Below are 15,405 nucleotides of genomic sequence, written 5' to 3'. Positions count from 1 at the left end.
GGGGACCTTTCCAGAAAATACGGTCGAAAACTTCAGCCGCAGAGGCACCTAATCTTTTGGATCGATGGGTTCCGCGGCTACCTTCCGCTGTGCCTCTGGCCGCTGTCGAAAGCCGCCAGCGGACCCGTCCGCAAGCCGGATCCGAGCCGCGAAAGCCTTGGCGAACGGCCACCTGCGAGCGCGGCGATCAGGTAGGCGGCCAAGTGGGATTGACCCACCTCATGGGGATGCAAACGGAAGGCGAATAGAGTTCCGAACGAACCCGCTAGCCGGGGTAAGCGACAGCAAGGGAAGCCCGCCTAATGAACTCCACGAACGCCTCCTACGTCCGCTGGTTTTCGGATCTCGGCCTTGGGGACGTGCCCCTGGTTGGCGGCAAGAATGCGTCTCTCGGCGAGATGTATCGCGAGCTGGTGCCACTCGGCGTCAAGGTTCCCAATGGCTTCGCCGTGACGGCCGAGGCCTATCGGAAGGTTCTCGCCGACAACGGCCTGGAGGCGCGGCTGCACGAACTGCTGGACGAGGTCGACAAGACGGATGTCAGGGATCTGGCACGACGCGCCCATGCCGTACGCGAGATGATCTACGGCGCGCCGCTTCCGCAGGAGATCGAAGAGCAGATCCGCGCGGGCTGGCGCGCCATGGTCGCCGACTACGGCGAGGATGTGAGCGTCGCCGTCCGCTCCTCGGCAACCGCAGAGGACCTGCCGACGGCCAGCTTCGCGGGTCAGCACGACACCTATCTCAACGTGCGCGGCGAAACGCTGCTGCTCGATGCCTACAAGCGCTGCCTCGCGTCGCTCTTCACCGACCGCGCCATCTCCTACCGCATCGACCGCGACTTCGATCACTTCAAGGTCGCGCTCTCGGTGACGGTGATGAAGATGGTCCGTTCCGACCTGGCCGCCAGCGGCGTCATCTTCTCGGTCGATACGGAAACCGGGTTTCCGGACGTCGTCTTCGTGACCGGCGCCTATGGACTGGGCGAGACGGTCGTTCAGGGCACCGTCGATCCGGACGAGTTCTACGTGCACAAGCCCACCTTCGAGCAGGGTCACCGGGCCGTCCTGCGTCGCAATCTCGGCGCCAAGCAACTGCGGATGATCTACACCGACGGCCACACACGCGAGGCCAGCCGCGTCGTGCCGACACCTGAGGCCGATCAGCAGCGCTTTTGCATCACCGATGCCGACGTACTGACCCTGGCGGACGCGGCGATCAAGATCGAAAAGCACTACTCGGCGCGCGCCGGACAGCCCACGCCGATGGACATCGAATGGGCCAAGGACGGGCTCGACGGAGAGCTCTACATCGTGCAGGCGCGGCCGGAGACGGTGGTCAGCCAGCGCCAAGGACAGATGCTCGAAGACTACAGCCTCACCGGGACGGCACCGGTGCTGCTGACCGGCCGCGCCGTCGGCGCCAAGATCGCCAGCGGCAAGGTACGGGTGATCAAGAATCAGAGCGAGCTGCACCGCTTCCGGCCCGGCGAGATCCTCGTCGCCGACACCACCACGCCCGATTGGGAGCCGGTGATGCAGACGGCGGCCGCGATCGTGACCAATCGCGGCGGGCGCACCTGCCATGCCGCCATCGTGGCGCGCGAGCTCGGCATCTCCGCCGTCGTCGGCGGATCGAACGCGACGGAGACGCTGGAGGACGGCCGGATGGTGACGGTCTCCTGCGCCGAAGGCGATGTCGGACGCGTCTACGACGGCGCCGTACCCTTCGAAACGAGCCGGGTCGACCTCGGCGAACTGCGGCGCCCCCGGACCTCGATCATGCTGAATCTCGGCAATCCGGAGATGGCGTTCAAAACCAGTTTCCTGCCCAACGACGGCGTCGGACTGGCCCGCATGGAGTTCATCGTCACCGACGCCATCAAGGCGCACCCCATGGCCCTGCTCTATCCGGAGAAGGTCGAGGATCCTGCGGCGCGGGCCGAGATCGAAACCCTGATCGCGCAGCACGACAGCGGCGCCGACTTCTTCGTCGAGCGGCTGTCGGAAGGCGTCGGCACCCTGGCCGCCGCCTTCTATCCGAAGCCGGTGATCGTCCGAATGAGCGACTTCAAGACCAACGAGTACGCGGCCCTGCTCGGCGGCAGCGGCTTCGAGGTCGACGAGGCCAATCCCATGATCGGCTTCCGCGGCGCCTCGCGCTACTCGCACCCCGCCTACGCCGAGGGCTTCGCTCTGGAGTGCGCGGCGATGAAGCGCGTGCGCGAAGACATGGGGCTGACCAACCTCAAGCTGATGGTGCCCTTCTGCCGGCGGGTCGAGGAGGGTGAACGCGTGCTCAAGACCATGGCTGAACACGGGCTCACGCGCGGCGAGAACGGCCTGGAGATCTACGTGATGTGCGAGATCCCCAACAACGTGATCCAGGTCGCCGAGTTCGCCGAGCTGTTCGACGGTTTCTCGATCGGCTCCAACGACCTGACACAGCTCACCCTGGGCGTGGACCGCGACAGCGAGATCGTCGCCTTCGACTTCGACGAGCGCGACCCCGGCGTGCTGAAGATGCTGCAGATGGCCGTCGAGGGGGCGCAGGCCGCCGGCAAGCACTCCGGCATTTGCGGCCAGGCACCCTCCGACTATCCGGAGGTCGCCGAATTTCTGGTGCGGATCGGCATCGACTCCATGAGCCTGAACCCCGACAGCGTGCTCAAGACCACGCTGGCGATCCTCGACCTGGAAGACGAACTGCAAAGCAACGCGGCCCAGTAGGAGGCCCGGCAAGAGACGTCGTGAAGAAGCGGCGTCAGAGGTCGAGGCGTCGGACGGCGACCGCCCCGCTCAGCCGGGACTGCCGCTCTCTCGATCCCATTGCAGCAAATGCTCATGCAGGGCGGCGCATTCCTGCGCGACCCGAGGTCCGAACAGGGGATCGCCGACCTGCGTCATGGAGGCCTCGACCTCCGCCCAGTCCTGTGCGGTCAAGGATCGCTCGGCCGCCGGGAAGAAGGTCTCGTCTTCGGTGCGCATGTGAGCGCGCTGCTGAGCGACGAAGTCCCGGCCCAAGTCCGTAAAGGCCTCGCGCGAGACCTCCTGCTCGGCCAGGACGTTTTCCAGCGCCGTGGTGAAGCGCTCCGTCACGCCCTTCAGGCGGATATGTTCGCGCTCCAGGTCGCCGACTTTCTCCGCCGCCTCTGGATCGCGTTGCCGGAGCTGCTGCATGACCCGGTCCTCGCGCGGATGATGTTCCAGGTCGGGGTAGCGCCGCATGTACTCCAGCGCACCCGTCATCACCTCGTAGTCGACCTCGCCATCCTCCGCGAAGAGCGCAAGCTGATGCTCTAGGACCTGCAGCAAACGCGCGATGTTGCGGTGGTCTTCTTGCAGACGACGCAGAGTTTCGGCCATGGCTCGCCTCCGGCTTGGACATCACGGCTGGGTTGCCTCGGATCCTGGAACGGCTTGCAAGGCCGGGCGTTGATCTGACGCAACCCCACCGCCAACGATCTGTCGAGCGTGCGGGATCTCCCGCCGCCGGTCAGGCGCGAGCGACTACTTGAAGAAGTTCACCTCGGTGCGATTACCGAGTTCGAGCAGTTCATGGCACGCAGGTGCCTCGCCCTGGCTCACCTCGCAGGGGTCGACATTGTTGACCAGGATCTGCGAAACGCCGTCGCAGTCCACCTCGGTGGCAACGAAAGCGGCGACCCGCGTATCGCCGGACGCCACCGGCGGGGTCCCGACGAGCAGGCGCTTCGAGATCACGCCGCCGGTATCGAAGAAGTAGAGATCGAGACGCAGGACCTCGAAGTCGTAGTCGGTGCCGTTGCGCAGCAGCAGGAAGTAGTGGCAGCCGCCGTCGGTCTGCTCCGCCTTGTTGAGTTCCACCAGCATGCCGGACGACGCCGAGGCATCGGCAGCGGCCGGTTCCGCCTCCTGCGCCGCAGCCGAACAAAGCGGCATCGCGATCGCCGCACAGACTGTCAAGATCTTGAAACACTTCATGTTCTTGCGCTCCGCTGCCCTCGTTTCCCGTGCCAGAGTCCTACACGAGGCCGGCACGCTTCACCAGAGCTAAGCAGTCTTTACGCAACGGCAGGCTAGCCGCTGCCGGCCCCCAAACCGATCCTCGGCAGGCGCTGGCGCAGAGCGCGCAGCCTGCCTCGAACGCGGGACGCGGCTTTCCGGCGCCAACCGACATCCTCGGGGTCGGGCTCCAGCACGATGCCGACGCGCTTGGGCTCCGGACCGATCTTGTCGACGACGATGAACTCGACCTGACCGAAGCGCAGCCGATCGCCGCGGCCCATCCCCTCGCCGAGGCGGCTGCGCAGGAGTTCGGCCAGAGAGAGACTGGGATCGGTCTTCCCCAGTTCGACGCCATAGGCCGCGCAGAGGTCGCCCAGCCGACTGCTGCCGTCGACCAGGAAATCGCCCTGATCGACGGAGAGCTGACCGGCCGTAGAGGCGAAGCGCCGGGAAAAGAAGCGGTCGAGCGTCGCCGCGGTTTCCGGAGGCGTGACCACCAGAACGAAATCGCCCGCCGTGAGTTGCTGCACCTCCGGGAGACGTTGCACGATCCCGTCCCGGATGACGACGATCAGACGTGTCCGTTTCGGCAGATCCAGAGCCGCCAAGGGAAAATCCGCCGCCCGGCTATGCGGCATGACCTCATAGGCGATGAGGTCGCGGTCCATGCGATCGGTGCGCCGGGCCAAATCCAGATCGAGGCGCGTCGCCGCCTCCGGTTCCGGCGGCAGGGACACATGCAGGCGGTGCGCCACCCAGGGGATCGTCCAGCCCTGCAACAACAGAGACACCAGCACGACCACGAAGGCGATATTGAAAGCCTGACCGCTTCGGTCGAATCCCTCCAGGAAGGGGAACAAGGCCAGGAAAATCGGTACCGCACCGCGCAAACCGACCCAGGCGGCGAAGGCTTGTTCGCGGAGAGGAAAGCGAAAAGGCGTGAGGCAGATCAGCGTCGCGAGAGGCCGTGCAACCAGCATCAGCGTGACGGCAAGAACCAGGGCCGTTCCCAGATCGGGAAGCAGCTCGCTCGGCGTGACCAACAAGCCGAGCAGCAGAAACAAGACGATCTGAGATAGCCAGGAGAGCCCATCGAAGAAACGACCCACGAGCTGATCGGCGCGCACACGCCGGTTGCCGAACACGATACCGGCGACGTAGATGGCCAGAAAGCCGCTGCCGCCGGCCAACTGGGTACCGCTGAAGATCAGCAGGGCGCCGGCGAGTGCCAGGATGGGATAGAGACCGCCCGAGAGTTCGAGCCGGTTCATCAGCCAGACCAAGGCGAAACCGCCGGCCGCACCCAGCGTACCGCCCAGCCCCATCTGCAGGGCGAAGTCGCCGACCACCCACCAGCCCAGTTCCAGCTCGCCGGCGGCCAGCATCGTGGTGAAGGTGATGGTCAGAAAGACCGCCATCGGGTCGTTGCTGCCCGACTCCACTTCGAGAGTGGAGCGCAGACGGTCCCGCAGGGCGATGCCGGAGCGGCCCAGCAACAAGAAGACCGCGGCCGCATCGGTCGCCGAGACGATCGAGCCGAGCAACAGCGCGAAGACCCAACCGAAGCCAAGCAGGTAATGCGCAACCGCCGCCACCAGGCCGGCGGTGATCAGCACCCCGACGGTCGAAAGCGCGAGAGCCGGCCCCAGCCCACGCTCGATCGTAGCGCGCGGCGTTCGCAAGCCTCCGTCGAACAGGATGACGGCAAGCGCGGTCGACCCCAGGATGAAAGCGAGCTGGGAATCCTGGAAAACGATACCGCCCGGCCCTTCCCGCCCGGCCAGCATCCCAAGCCCCAGAAACACGAGAAGCAGGGGCGCACCGACGCGCGACGACAGCAGTCCGGCGAAGATGCTGGCCAGCAGCATCAACGACCCGATCAAGACCCAGGCGAGACCGTAGTCCACGTGCCCCTTTCGCTTCGCTTTGGTTGTTGGACGAACCTAGTCTATCAGGCCGCGCGCGCCCAGCGCGGCAAAGCTTCCGCAAGCATCCGGCTTTCGTGTCTGCTTCTGCCCAGCGGGTCGATGACCCGACGATTTACCTGGCTCCACCGGGCGATAGACAAGCGATTTCAGTGCGGCACCGTCTCAACGGAGTGAATTTTGATCGCATTGAATCGTGGAACGATTCGGCCGTTCGTACCTAGTTCCCTCTAAGCATTTGAATCTAAGCCATATTCCACGCAATCGCAGGAGCCACATAGTGGTTCCGGCCGATCGTTATCTGGTCTAGTCTCCCGGCCATGCGCATCGCCCTTCTGATTCTTCTGGTCGGCCTGCTCTCCGGCTGCAGCACGACCGACCGACCGATCCCGACACTCTCGGACGAAGAGCTGATCTCACCGGATGCCTTCGTACGCAGCCTGCGTATCGGCAGCACGACCTACCTCTACGCACGCCATGCGGAGGACCCGAACCTCTTCGACGTGCGCGTGTCCGGCAGCCGGCGCACCACGGAGCAGGGTTTCCTCGATGCCGTCAGCACGGTCTACGGCTGCAGCTCTCTGCGCGTCGTGGGGATGAACCGGACACGCACCGCCGGCCGCGTCAAGGGCACGGCCTGCAAGGTCAGCCAGTACTTTCAGTAAGGGCGCAGCGATCTTTCCCGTCCCCAGACCGACAGCGGCGCAGCACTGCGGCCCATGCAAAGGGGTTGCGGGCTTGCCAAGGACCAGATCGGCGCCATTATGCTTCGCATGACGGTGGCGCCAGCAGTCGCGCACCTCGTTCAAAGGCGTAACGTTCCACGTGAATGCTCCCCGAAAACCTGCCACGGCGCCTTCGTCGCTGACGGAGGCCGTCATGCGAGATGATCTGAGTCGCGGAAGCCCGACCGACACGACGACCTTGCGCCATGCTCTCGGTTGGTTCGCGACCGGCGTCACCATCGCGACAACGCTCGACGGCGAAGCACAACCGGTCGGATTGACCTGCAACTCCTTCAACTCCGTTTCGCTTGAGCCGCCTCTGGTCCTTTGGAGTCTCGGGCGCAAGTCCTTCAGCCGGCCGGCCTTCGAGCAGGCGACCCACTTTGCGATCAACGTGCTGCCCGCCGATCAAACCGGGCTGGCGAAGCGTTTCGCCAAGCCGTTGGAAGACAAGTGGGCCGGAGTCGACTGGACGCCCGGCACCGCCGGAATTCCGCGCCTGCCGCTGGCCTTGGCCGTTTTCGACTGTCAGGTCCGCGAACGTTTCCATGGCGGAGATCATCTGATCTTCCTCGGCGAGATCGTCGACCTGCAGAGCCGCGAGATCGGCGAGCCGCTGATCTTTCTGCGCGGACGCTTCGGCGGCTTCGCCGCGACCGAGGACTGAGCCGCAGATGCAACTCTATCGCCACCACAGCAGCGTCCCCAGCGACGGGCGCGGCGCGGTGGTGGCCGTCGGCAACTTCGACGGCGTCCATCGCGGTCATCAGGCGGTGATCGAAATCGCCCGAGCCAAGGCGAAAGAGCTGGGCGCGCCGCTGGGCGTGCTGACCTTCGAACCGCATCCTCGCCTCTTCTTCCAACCCGATCAGCCTCCCTTCCGGCTGACCGCTTTCAGAACGAAGGCGCGTCTGCTCCAGACGCTCGGGGTCGAGCGGCTCTACTGTCTGCCCTTCACCCGCAGGCTCGCCGGACTGGAGGCCGCCGACTTCATTGCGGAGGTTCTCACCGCGGGCCTGGGCCTACGGCATGTCGTGGTCGGAGACAACTTCCGCTTCGGCCGCAAACGCGGCGGCGATCCGGCTCTGCTCGAGCGCGCGGGCAAGTCTGCAGGGTTCGGTACCACCGTGGTTCGACGGGTCGGCGGCTCACTCGCCGAGGCTTATTCCTCGACTCAGGTGCGCAGCTACCTCGCGGACGGCAACCCCACCCGCGCGGCGCTGATGCTCGGGCGCTACTGGGAAATCGAGGGGCGTGTCCGGCACGGAGCCAAGCGCGGCCGTACGCTGGGTTTTCCAACGGCGAACATTCCCCTGCGTCCCAGCCTGCTGCGACCGGCCTACGGCGTTTACGCGGTACGCGCCGCCCTGGAGGAAGCCACCAGCGAGTCCCGCGTCTGGTTCCCCGGAGTCGCCAATCTGGGGATTGCCCCGATGTATGGTTACGACGAACCTCTGCTCGAAACGTTTTTGTTCGATTATTCAGGCAATCTTTACGGTCGACATTTACGTATTGCGCTTGTCGACTATCTGCGGCCCGAACAGCGCTTCGAAACCGTCGAGGCCTTGACGGCACAGATGGCGAGCGACTGCGAAAAGGCCAGACAAACATTGGTCTGGGAAGATTGGCGTGGGGATTGGCCTGCCGGGCCGTTCGTGCGTCGCGGCGCCCCGCCAGGCGAAGGCGTCGCACCAACCTCCGGCAGTTAGAGAAGCAAAGTACACGCCTCGGTTCGTCACCAATGACTTGTCAAGCGAAAAACACTTGTGCGAATCGTCGAGATATCAGCATGCTTTGAGACAGTTGCGTGCATCGTTTCCGATTGCACGCAGGGAACCTACGCGAAGGGGGACACCCAATCATGGCCAATGCCGCGCGATCGAAGTCCACGGCTAAGGCTACGGCCAAGCCGGCCAACGCTGCCAGAAAGACACCAGCGAGGAAGCCGGCTGTTGCCAAGACCGCTTCTTCGTCATCCAAGCTCGGGCGCTTCGACAAGCTGCTCGATAAAGTGCAGAAGCGCGTCGTAACTGTCTCAGGACAGGTTGAGAAGCAACTGCAGGCGCTCGAGAAGAACGTCAGCAAGGAGCTCTCGTCCGCCAAGGTCCGCGGTTACGTCAAGACCCTCGACGCGGAGCTCGACAAGCTCGAGAAGGCCGCTGCGAAAAAGCTCGAGCAGATCGAGAAGAGCATCGACGGCGAGCTGAAAAAGCTGACCGGCGCTTTCGAAAAGAAGGCGAAACGCGAGACGGCCAAGGCCAAGAAAGATGCCGCCGCCGTGAAGAAGGCGGTGGCGAAAAAGACTGCTACGAAAAAGACCGCTGCCAAAAAACCCGCGGCTAAAAAAGCGGCCGCCGGTAAGAAGCCGGTGGCGAGAAAGCCGGCAGCCAAGAAGCCCGCGACATCCGCTACGGCACGCCGGGCGACAGCTTCGAAGACTGCTGCCTCGAAAACCACGGCTCGGAAGCCCGCTGCCCGGAAGCCCGCGGCAAAGAAGGCCACGGCCGGGAAGACTGCGGCCGGCAAGACTACAGTCCGCAAGACGGCAGCCAAGAAACCTGCCAGCCGGACGGCGGCGGCCTCGAAGCCAGCTGCTGCGAAGAAGGCGCCAGCCCGTAAGACGGCGGCTCGTAAAACGACGGTCCGGAAAACAACCGCAAACGGCGCAGCGACGCCGAAGGCTGGAATGACCCGCAGCCGCAAGACCCCTGCGAAGACGGCAGCGAAGCCGACGACTGCAAGCCCGACATCGACGGCTCGGCCGAACGGCGGTTCAAGCTCTTAAGTTTCAAGACCGCGCTTTGAGAAGATGGGGAGGCCGCTCCGTTAAGCGGCCTCCCTTCTTATATCGGACCCTTGGCATCGAGCCGCGTGGACAGAAGCGTTCAACTCTACGGGTCGAGCGCGTTAGGATTGCTCTCCTGAACCCGCAGTCCAACGATGTCCTGCAGCAAGGCATAAACCTCGTCCGATCGGTCGAACCTCCCGGACCGCAGCGCGGCTGACAGGGCGGCGTTCAAGTCCGTGAGGCTGCCTTCCATATTCAGCAGCTTTGCCAGCGCCGAGGCTTCAGCTTCGGCCGGCGCCTCGCCCGTCTCAAGCTCGCGCTGAACGATTGCCACCGCCGCGGCCACCAGCAAGGCCGTATAGCGCTGCTCGCCCGTCAGGTTCGGAGCCAGTTCCTGGCTAAGAACGCGCCGAGCTTCGGCCAGCAACTCCCCCCCGTTCGGCCTGTCTCTCATCCGGCACTTCTCCAGACCTCTGGCGGCGTTAAGCGCAAGATGGCCAGATCAAGCTCAGCCGCGCGGCGGCCCGTCAGAGCGAGATCGAGACTGCGCTCGGCGCCGGACAAATGGCGCTGCCCCTGCTGCAACGCGATCACGTCCCAGCGGATGTGGGCCATGACCTCCCAATAGGCGACACGCTCGGCCTCGATCCGGCGGCCGGACTCGGCTTCATAGCCGCGATAAAAAGCTGCGCGTGGCGCGATGCCTCCGGCTTCCAGATCGTTGCGGCCGAAGCGCCAGCAAGCGGCACAGAACCAGCCGAGATCGCGCGCCGGGTCGCCCCAGGCGGCGAACTCCCAATCCAGAATGGCGGTCAGTCCCGTTTCGTCGACCATGTAGTTGCCGGTGCGAAAATCGCCGTGGACCAGCGTGAGCTTTTCGGGCGGCGGCGGCGGATGCAGTTCGGCCCAGCGCAATCCCCATTCCAGAACGGGTCGCGGTTCACCGAGCGCATCGACGTAGGCCCGCAGTTGCGCCACGTCGGCCAGAGCCGGATCGGCGGGCGCTGCTCCCAAAAACTCCAGACCGGGGTGCGGCGGCAGGACGGAATGGATCCGCGCCAGCTCTCGCCCCAACCGCTCGGCGAGCCCAGCGCGGTCACCACCCAATCGCGGATCCTTGACGACCTTGGTGCCCAGGGCGACGCCTTCGACCTTGCGCATGACCTGGAAGGTCTTGCCCAAGATATCGGGATCCTCACAAAGCCACAGCGGCTCGGGCACCGTGACCCCGGCCGCAATCGCCGCACGCAGCAAGGCGAATTCTTCGGCGCGGCCGTGGCTGACGGCAACGCCGGACGGCGCATCGGTACGCAGCACCAAGTCCTGACGGCCGGCGAAAGGTCCGCCCTGGACATCGACCTCCAGCAGCCAGTTCTCTTGAATCGCACCGCCGGAGAGAGGCCGGGCTTCGGCAAGGCTCACGGCGTCGGCGCGTGCCGCCTGCCTCATCCAGGCTTCCAGCGCACCTTTGGCTTCGCTCAGCACCGTTTCAGGCCTCTGCCTCGTCCCATGCGAAGAAATTCTGCCCGTCCTTCATCAGGAAGCGGGACAACACCATGCGGTGAACCTCGCTGGCGCCGTCCACGAGACGGGCCTGACGGGCATAGCGGTACATCCACTCCAGCGGTGTGTCCTTGGAGTAGCCACGCGCGCCGCAAAGCTGGATCGCGGTATCGACCGCCTGCTGCAGCGTGTCGGCGACCTGGATCTTGGCCATCGAGACTTCCTTGCGCGCGAAGTCCCCGCTATCGAGCTTGGCCGCCGCCCGCATCGTCAGCAACCGCCCGATCTCGATCTGCATCGCGGCGTGGCCCAGCAGGCCCTGCACCGATTCCCGCTCGGACAGCCGGACGCCGAATCCTTGGCGTTCCTGAACGTAGTCGCTGGCAATCTCCAAGGCACGCTTGGCCATGCCCAGCCAACGCATGCAGTGAGTCAGACGGGCCGTTCCCAAGCGCATCTGCGTCAGCTTCAGGCCGTCGCCGACCTCCATCAGACGGTTCTCGTCCGGGATCTCCAGGCCGTCGAACTGCAGCTCGCAATGGCCGCCGTGTTCCTCGGGACCCATGATCGGGATACGCCGCTCGATCCGCCAGCCCGGCTGATCGCGGTCGAACAAGAAGGCGCTAAGGTGCTTGCGCGTGTCGGACCTGTCCGGATTGGTCCGTGCGATCAGGATGAAGTGCTGCGCCAGGCCAGCGCCCGTGATGTACCACTTGCGGCCCTCGATCACCCAGCGGTCGCCGCGCTTCTCCGCGAAGGTCTGGATCATCCCCGGATCGGAGCCCCCGCCCGGGTGGGGCTCCGTCATCACGAAGGAGGAGCGGACTTCGCCATCGACGATGGGCTGCAACCAGCGCTCCTTCTGGGCGGCCGTTCCGATCTTCTCCAGCACCATCATGTTGCCGTCGTCGGGCGCGGCACTGTTGAAGCAGACCGGCCCGAAAATCGAACGCCCCATCTCCTCGTAACAAGCCGCCATCCCAACGACTGGAAGGCCCTGCCCGCCCCGCGCCTTGGGCATCTGAAGCGACCACAGCCCCGCGGCCTTGGCTTTCGTCTGCAGATCCTTCACGAGGTCGAGACGGATGTTCTCGTGATCGTCGAAACTGGCAGGGTCGCTCTCCAGCGGTAGGATCTCCTCCGCGACGAAGGCGCGAATCTCCCGGCGCAAACGCTCCATCTCGGGCGACAGGGCAAATTCCACGGGTAGGACTCCTAAGGCTAAAGCTCGGCGACCGCTGCGAAGCGGCGCATCACGAACAACATAGAGGGTTTCATACGATCGCCGACTGGCCACCGTCGACGGCGACGACCGTCCCGGTCATATAGCGCGACGCGTCCGAGGCGAGCAGCAGCAAGGGGCCGTCCAGATCGCCGAGTTCGGCAAAGCGCCGCTGCGGAACCCGACGCAGAAGCGCTTCGCCCGCCTCGCTTTCCAGAAAGTCACGGTTGATGTCGGTGACGACATAGCCCGGCGCCAGCGCATTGACCCGGATATCGTGACGGGCCAGCTCCGCCGCCATCGCACGGGTGAGGTTGAGGAGCCCGGCCTTGGCCGCGCAGTATCCGGCGACCTGTCCGGTTCCGCGCAGGCCGAGGATCGAGGCGATATTGACGATATTGCCGCCGTGGCCAAGCCGCACCATGTGGCGCGCCGTTTCTTGCGCCACCAGCCAGGCGCCCTTGAGATTGGTATCGACCACCCGGTCCCAGTCCTCTTCGGCCAGTTCCAGAACCGGCTTGGAGTCCGCGACTCCCGCGTTGTTGATCAGCAGGTGGATCGGTCCGAGTTCGGTTTCCGCGCAGCCGACGGCACTGCGCACCGAAGCCGCGTCGCGCACATCCAGCTCGATCGGCAGCGCGCGGCCGCCCTGTGCCTCGATCTCGCTCTGCAACCGCTCCAAACGTTCGGTGCGCCGGGCCGCGATTGCAATCCTCGCACCGGCGCCACTCAGCACGTGAGCGAAGTGGCGGCCGAGCCCACTGGACGCTCCGGTCACCAGAGCGTTCTTCCCGGTCAAATCGAATAAGGTCATATAACTAGCTGATACTCTTTGCATCTTCCCGGAGAACAAACTTCTGGACCTTGCCGGTCGAGGTCTTTGGCAAGTCGCGAAAGATCACCGTTCTGGGCGCCTTGTAGTGGGCCAGGTTATCGCGGCAGAAGGCGATGATCTCGTCGGCCGTCGCCTCCGCCTCGGGCTTCAGCGTGACGAAGGCGCAAGGTGTCTCGCCCCAGCGTTCGTCGGGCTTGGCGACCACGGCGGCCTCCAGCACTTTCGGGTGGCGATAGAGCGCCTCTTCGACTTCCAGGGAGGAGATATTCTCACCGCCGGAGATGATGACGTCCTTCGAGCGGTCCTTGACCTCGATGTATCCGTCGGGGTGCAGCACACCGAGATCGCCGGTGTGAAACCAGCCACCCGCGAAAGCGTCATCCGTCGCGCTGGGGTTTTTCAGGTAGCCCTTCATCACCGTGTTGCCGCGCAACATCAGCTCGCCCATGGTCTCGCCGTCGCGCGGCACTTCCGATAGCGTTTGCGGATCGAGCACGGTCGCCTCTTCCAGAGTGACGTAGCCGACGCCCTGGCGCGCCATGCGGGAGGCGCGCTGCTCCAGGTCCAAATCGGACCAGTCCTTCTGGGAGGCGCAGTAGGTCGCCGGTCCATAGCACTCCGTGAGGCCGTAGGCATGGACCACGCTGAAGCCCTGCTTTTCCAGGTTGGCGATCACGGTCGAGGGCGGCGCCGCACCGCCGGTTACCACCAGGACCGGTCGCCGCAGGTCGCGCCGCACCTCGGCCGGAGCGTGCGCCAGCATATTCAACACGATCGGCGCGCCGCAGAGGTGGGTCACAGCGCGTTCCTCGATCAGGGGATAGACCAGCCCGGGATCGACCCGCCGCAAGCAAACGTGCGTCGCCTGGGCGGCCGTGACGCCCCAGGTGAAGGTCCAACCCGAGCAGTGGAACATCGGCAGCGTCCACAGATAGACGCTGTTGCGGTCGAGACCGTAGGTCACGGCCTGCCCGACGGCGTTCAGGTAGGCGCCGCGATGATGATAGACGACCCCCTTGGGGTTGCCCGTGGTGCCGGAGGTATAGAGCAGACAGAGCGCCTGCCACTCGTCCTCCGGCAGGCTCCAGGGAAAGTCCGGATCGCCCTCGGCCAGGAAGGCTTCGTAGTCCAGCTCGCCAAGCCTGGCACCGCGTTCGCCGCCCTGCGCTTCCGTCAGGGGATCGTCGATGTCGATCACCAGGGGGCGCTTGGAGACCTGCTTGAGCGCGCGCTCGATCGTCGGGGCGAACTCCCGGTCGGTGATCAGGACCTTGGCTTCGCCGTGTTCCAGAATGAAGGCGAGGTTCGCGGCGTCCAGGCGGATGTTCAGGGGATTGAGCACGGCACCGGCCAGCGGAACGCCGAAGTGCGCCTCCAGCAACGCGGGCACGTTGGGCGCCATGACGGAGACGGTATCGCCCCGGCCGATCCCGCGCCGCCGCAGAGCCGAGGCAAGGCGGCGCGCCCGCGCGCCAAGTTCGGCGTAGCTGTAGACACGGTCGTGAATGACGGCTGGCTTGTTCGGGTAAACGCGTTCGGCGCGCTTGAGGAAGCTCAGCGGCGAGAGGGCGGCCCAGTTGGCGGCGCTGCGATCGAGATCGCGTTCGTAGATCGACAGCTGGCCGGCGTCGGCCATGAGGCGCTCCCTTCCCTCGCTCTTCTCGTTACTTGCCCGCGAGCATAGAGGCCTACCGCCAAGCGAACCAGTCTCGCAAGCTCGTGACTTGCGGGTTCGGCCCAGGCGTTCCACTCTGGAGGCCATGGAACTCGATATCTTCTCCGATGTGATCTGTCCCTGGTGTTTCATCGGCAAGCGCCGACTCGAGGCGGCCTTTGCCGAGCGGCCGCAGCCGGGGCTCGTGGTGCGCTGGCGCGCCTTTCAGCTCAACCCCGATATGCCAGCCGAGGGTATGGGGCGTCAGGCCTATCTCGAACAGAAGTTCGGTGGCGCCGAGAACGCTCAGCGTCTGTACAATCAGATCGGCACCGTGGGGGCAGAGGTCGGAATCGATTTCGCCTTCGACAAAATCCGGCGCACCCCCAACACCGTCAACGCCCATCGCCTCATTCGTCTCGCCGCACGCCTCGACCGCGAAGAGGCTGTGGTCGAACGGCTGTTCAGAGCCTACTTCCTGGAGGGCAGCGACATCGGCGATACGGCCCTGCTCGTCGAACTCGCCGCCGAGGCGGGGATCGACGCTCAGGAAGCCGCACGCTTTCTTGCCAGCGACGAAGAGCGCAGCGCCGTCGAGAGCGAAGACCTCGGCGGGCGCCAGGCCGGCATCACCGGTGTTCCGACCTTCATCGTGAATCGCCGCCATGCGGTACCCGGCGCCCAGCCACCGGAAGTGCTGCACAAGCTCTTCGACCTCGGCCGCGAAGGCGCGCAAGCTGCCGAAGCGTGAGTCAGTTTGATCGAAC

At 65.1% G+C, this 15,405-nt stretch carries 14 protein-coding genes; 6 read left to right on the top strand and 8 right to left on the bottom strand.

Annotated features, from left to right (window positions below; translation table 11 throughout):
• The first annotated feature begins 302 nt into the window (after positions 1-302).
• Positions 303-2,729, top strand: a complete 2,427-nt coding sequence (gene ppsA / locus DBZ32_RS02480) for a phosphoenolpyruvate synthase (RefSeq protein ID WP_119165539.1) — start codon at positions 303-305, stop codon at positions 2,727-2,729.
• Between the two features lie 69 nt (positions 2,730-2,798).
• Here ppsA and DBZ32_RS02475 read toward each other — a convergent pair whose 3' ends face one another.
• The 3 genes from DBZ32_RS02475 to DBZ32_RS02465 all read right to left on the bottom strand — a co-directional run bounded on the left by DBZ32_RS02475 (position 2,799) and on the right by DBZ32_RS02465 (position 5,893).
• Positions 2,799-3,365: a hemerythrin domain-containing protein gene (locus DBZ32_RS02475; protein ID WP_119165538.1), complete on the bottom strand. Its 567-nt coding sequence runs from the start codon at positions 3,363-3,365 to the stop codon at positions 2,799-2,801.
• A 144-nt stretch (positions 3,366-3,509) separates the two neighbouring features.
• Positions 3,510-3,962 carry a hypothetical protein gene (locus tag DBZ32_RS02470; protein WP_119165537.1) on the bottom strand — a complete coding sequence of 151 codons (453 nt, stop codon included), beginning with the start codon at positions 3,960-3,962 and terminating at the stop codon, positions 3,510-3,512.
• A gap of 95 nt (positions 3,963-4,057) precedes the next feature.
• The gene (locus tag DBZ32_RS02465) at positions 4,058-5,893 is read right to left on the bottom strand and encodes a potassium/proton antiporter (RefSeq protein WP_208539078.1); all 1,836 of its coding nucleotides are present in this window, start codon (positions 5,891-5,893) and stop codon (positions 4,058-4,060) included.
• Positions 5,894-6,231: 338 nt separating this feature from the next.
• Between DBZ32_RS02465 and DBZ32_RS02460 the strand changes: the two genes are divergently transcribed.
• The 4 genes from DBZ32_RS02460 to DBZ32_RS02445 all read left to right on the top strand — a co-directional run bounded on the left by DBZ32_RS02460 (position 6,232) and on the right by DBZ32_RS02445 (position 9,421).
• Positions 6,232-6,576, top strand: a complete 345-nt coding sequence (locus tag DBZ32_RS02460; protein WP_119165536.1) for a hypothetical protein — start codon at positions 6,232-6,234, stop codon at positions 6,574-6,576.
• Positions 6,577-6,790: 214 nt separating this feature from the next.
• Positions 6,791-7,303 (top strand): flavin reductase family protein, encoded by a 513-nt coding sequence (locus DBZ32_RS02455; protein ID WP_119165535.1) that lies wholly within the window; start codon positions 6,791-6,793, stop codon positions 7,301-7,303.
• Positions 7,304-7,310: 7 nt separating this feature from the next.
• Positions 7,311-8,345 (top strand): bifunctional riboflavin kinase/FAD synthetase, encoded by a 1,035-nt coding sequence (locus DBZ32_RS02450; RefSeq protein WP_119165534.1) that lies wholly within the window; start codon positions 7,311-7,313, stop codon positions 8,343-8,345.
• A gap of 152 nt (positions 8,346-8,497) precedes the next feature.
• Complete coding sequence (locus DBZ32_RS02445) at positions 8,498-9,421, top strand: histone H1-like repetitive region-containing protein (RefSeq protein ID WP_119165533.1); 924 nt, start codon at positions 8,498-8,500, stop codon at positions 9,419-9,421.
• 106 nt (positions 9,422-9,527) lie between these two features.
• Here the strand turns inward: DBZ32_RS02445 and DBZ32_RS02440 are convergent, their stop codons facing one another.
• From DBZ32_RS02440 to DBZ32_RS02420, 5 genes are all read right to left on the bottom strand, one after another.
• On the bottom strand, positions 9,528-9,878 hold the full coding sequence (locus DBZ32_RS02440; protein WP_162906522.1) for a DUF6285 domain-containing protein: 351 nt from the start codon (positions 9,876-9,878) through the stop codon (positions 9,528-9,530).
• Entirely contained in the window at positions 9,875-10,909 is a 1,035-nt protein-coding gene (locus tag DBZ32_RS02435; protein WP_235829977.1) for a phosphotransferase family protein, read from the bottom strand. Before DBZ32_RS02435 ends, DBZ32_RS02440 begins: the two co-directional genes overlap by 4 nt.
• Positions 10,910-10,913: 4 nt before the next feature.
• Positions 10,914-12,131: an acyl-CoA dehydrogenase family protein gene (locus DBZ32_RS02430; RefSeq protein WP_119165531.1), complete on the bottom strand. Its 1,218-nt coding sequence runs from the start codon at positions 12,129-12,131 to the stop codon at positions 10,914-10,916.
• A gap of 70 nt (positions 12,132-12,201) precedes the next feature.
• Complete coding sequence (locus DBZ32_RS02425; protein WP_119165530.1) at positions 12,202-12,963, bottom strand: SDR family NAD(P)-dependent oxidoreductase; 762 nt, start codon at positions 12,961-12,963, stop codon at positions 12,202-12,204.
• A gap of 4 nt (positions 12,964-12,967) precedes the next feature.
• Positions 12,968-14,620, bottom strand: coding sequence for an acyl-CoA synthetase (locus DBZ32_RS02420; RefSeq protein ID WP_119165529.1), 1,653 nt, complete (start codon positions 14,618-14,620; stop codon positions 12,968-12,970).
• Positions 14,621-14,744: 124 nt separating this feature from the next.
• Between DBZ32_RS02420 and DBZ32_RS02415 the strand changes: the two genes are divergently transcribed.
• Positions 14,745-15,389, top strand: a complete 645-nt coding sequence (locus DBZ32_RS02415; RefSeq protein WP_119165528.1) for a DsbA family oxidoreductase — start codon at positions 14,745-14,747, stop codon at positions 15,387-15,389.
• Positions 15,390-15,405: the final 16 nt, after the last annotated feature.

This window comes from Algihabitans albus (assembly GCF_003572205.1).
Taxonomy (GTDB): Bacteria; Pseudomonadota; Alphaproteobacteria; order Kiloniellales; family DSM-21159; genus Algihabitans; species Algihabitans albus.
This window is presented reverse-complemented; position numbering and strand designations above follow the sequence as displayed.

What these genes read in the sequence shown, in the direction of transcription:
- ppsA (WP_119165539.1), top strand. Translation starts at nt 303, where the DNA reads ATGAACTCCACGAACGCCTCCTACGTCCGCTGGTTTTCGGATCTCGGC.
- DBZ32_RS02475 (WP_119165538.1), bottom strand. Translation starts at nt 3,365, where the DNA reads ATGGCCGAAACTCTGCGTCGTCTGCAAGAAGACCACCGCAACATCGCG.
- DBZ32_RS02470 (WP_119165537.1), bottom strand. Translation starts at nt 3,962, where the DNA reads ATGAAGTGTTTCAAGATCTTGACAGTCTGTGCGGCGATCGCGATGCCG.
- DBZ32_RS02460 (WP_119165536.1), top strand. Translation starts at nt 6,232, where the DNA reads ATGCGCATCGCCCTTCTGATTCTTCTGGTCGGCCTGCTCTCCGGCTGC.
- DBZ32_RS02455 (WP_119165535.1), top strand. Translation starts at nt 6,791, where the DNA reads ATGCGAGATGATCTGAGTCGCGGAAGCCCGACCGACACGACGACCTTG.
- DBZ32_RS02450 (WP_119165534.1), top strand. Translation starts at nt 7,311, where the DNA reads ATGCAACTCTATCGCCACCACAGCAGCGTCCCCAGCGACGGGCGCGGC.
- DBZ32_RS02445 (WP_119165533.1), top strand. Translation starts at nt 8,498, where the DNA reads ATGGCCAATGCCGCGCGATCGAAGTCCACGGCTAAGGCTACGGCCAAG.
- DBZ32_RS02440 (WP_162906522.1), bottom strand. Translation starts at nt 9,878, where the DNA reads ATGAGAGACAGGCCGAACGGGGGGGAGTTGCTGGCCGAAGCTCGGCGC.
- DBZ32_RS02425 (WP_119165530.1), bottom strand. Translation starts at nt 12,963, where the DNA reads ATGACCTTATTCGATTTGACCGGGAAGAACGCTCTGGTGACCGGAGCG.
- DBZ32_RS02420 (WP_119165529.1), bottom strand. Translation starts at nt 14,620, where the DNA reads ATGGCCGACGCCGGCCAGCTGTCGATCTACGAACGCGATCTCGATCGC.
- DBZ32_RS02415 (WP_119165528.1), top strand. Translation starts at nt 14,745, where the DNA reads ATGGAACTCGATATCTTCTCCGATGTGATCTGTCCCTGGTGTTTCATC.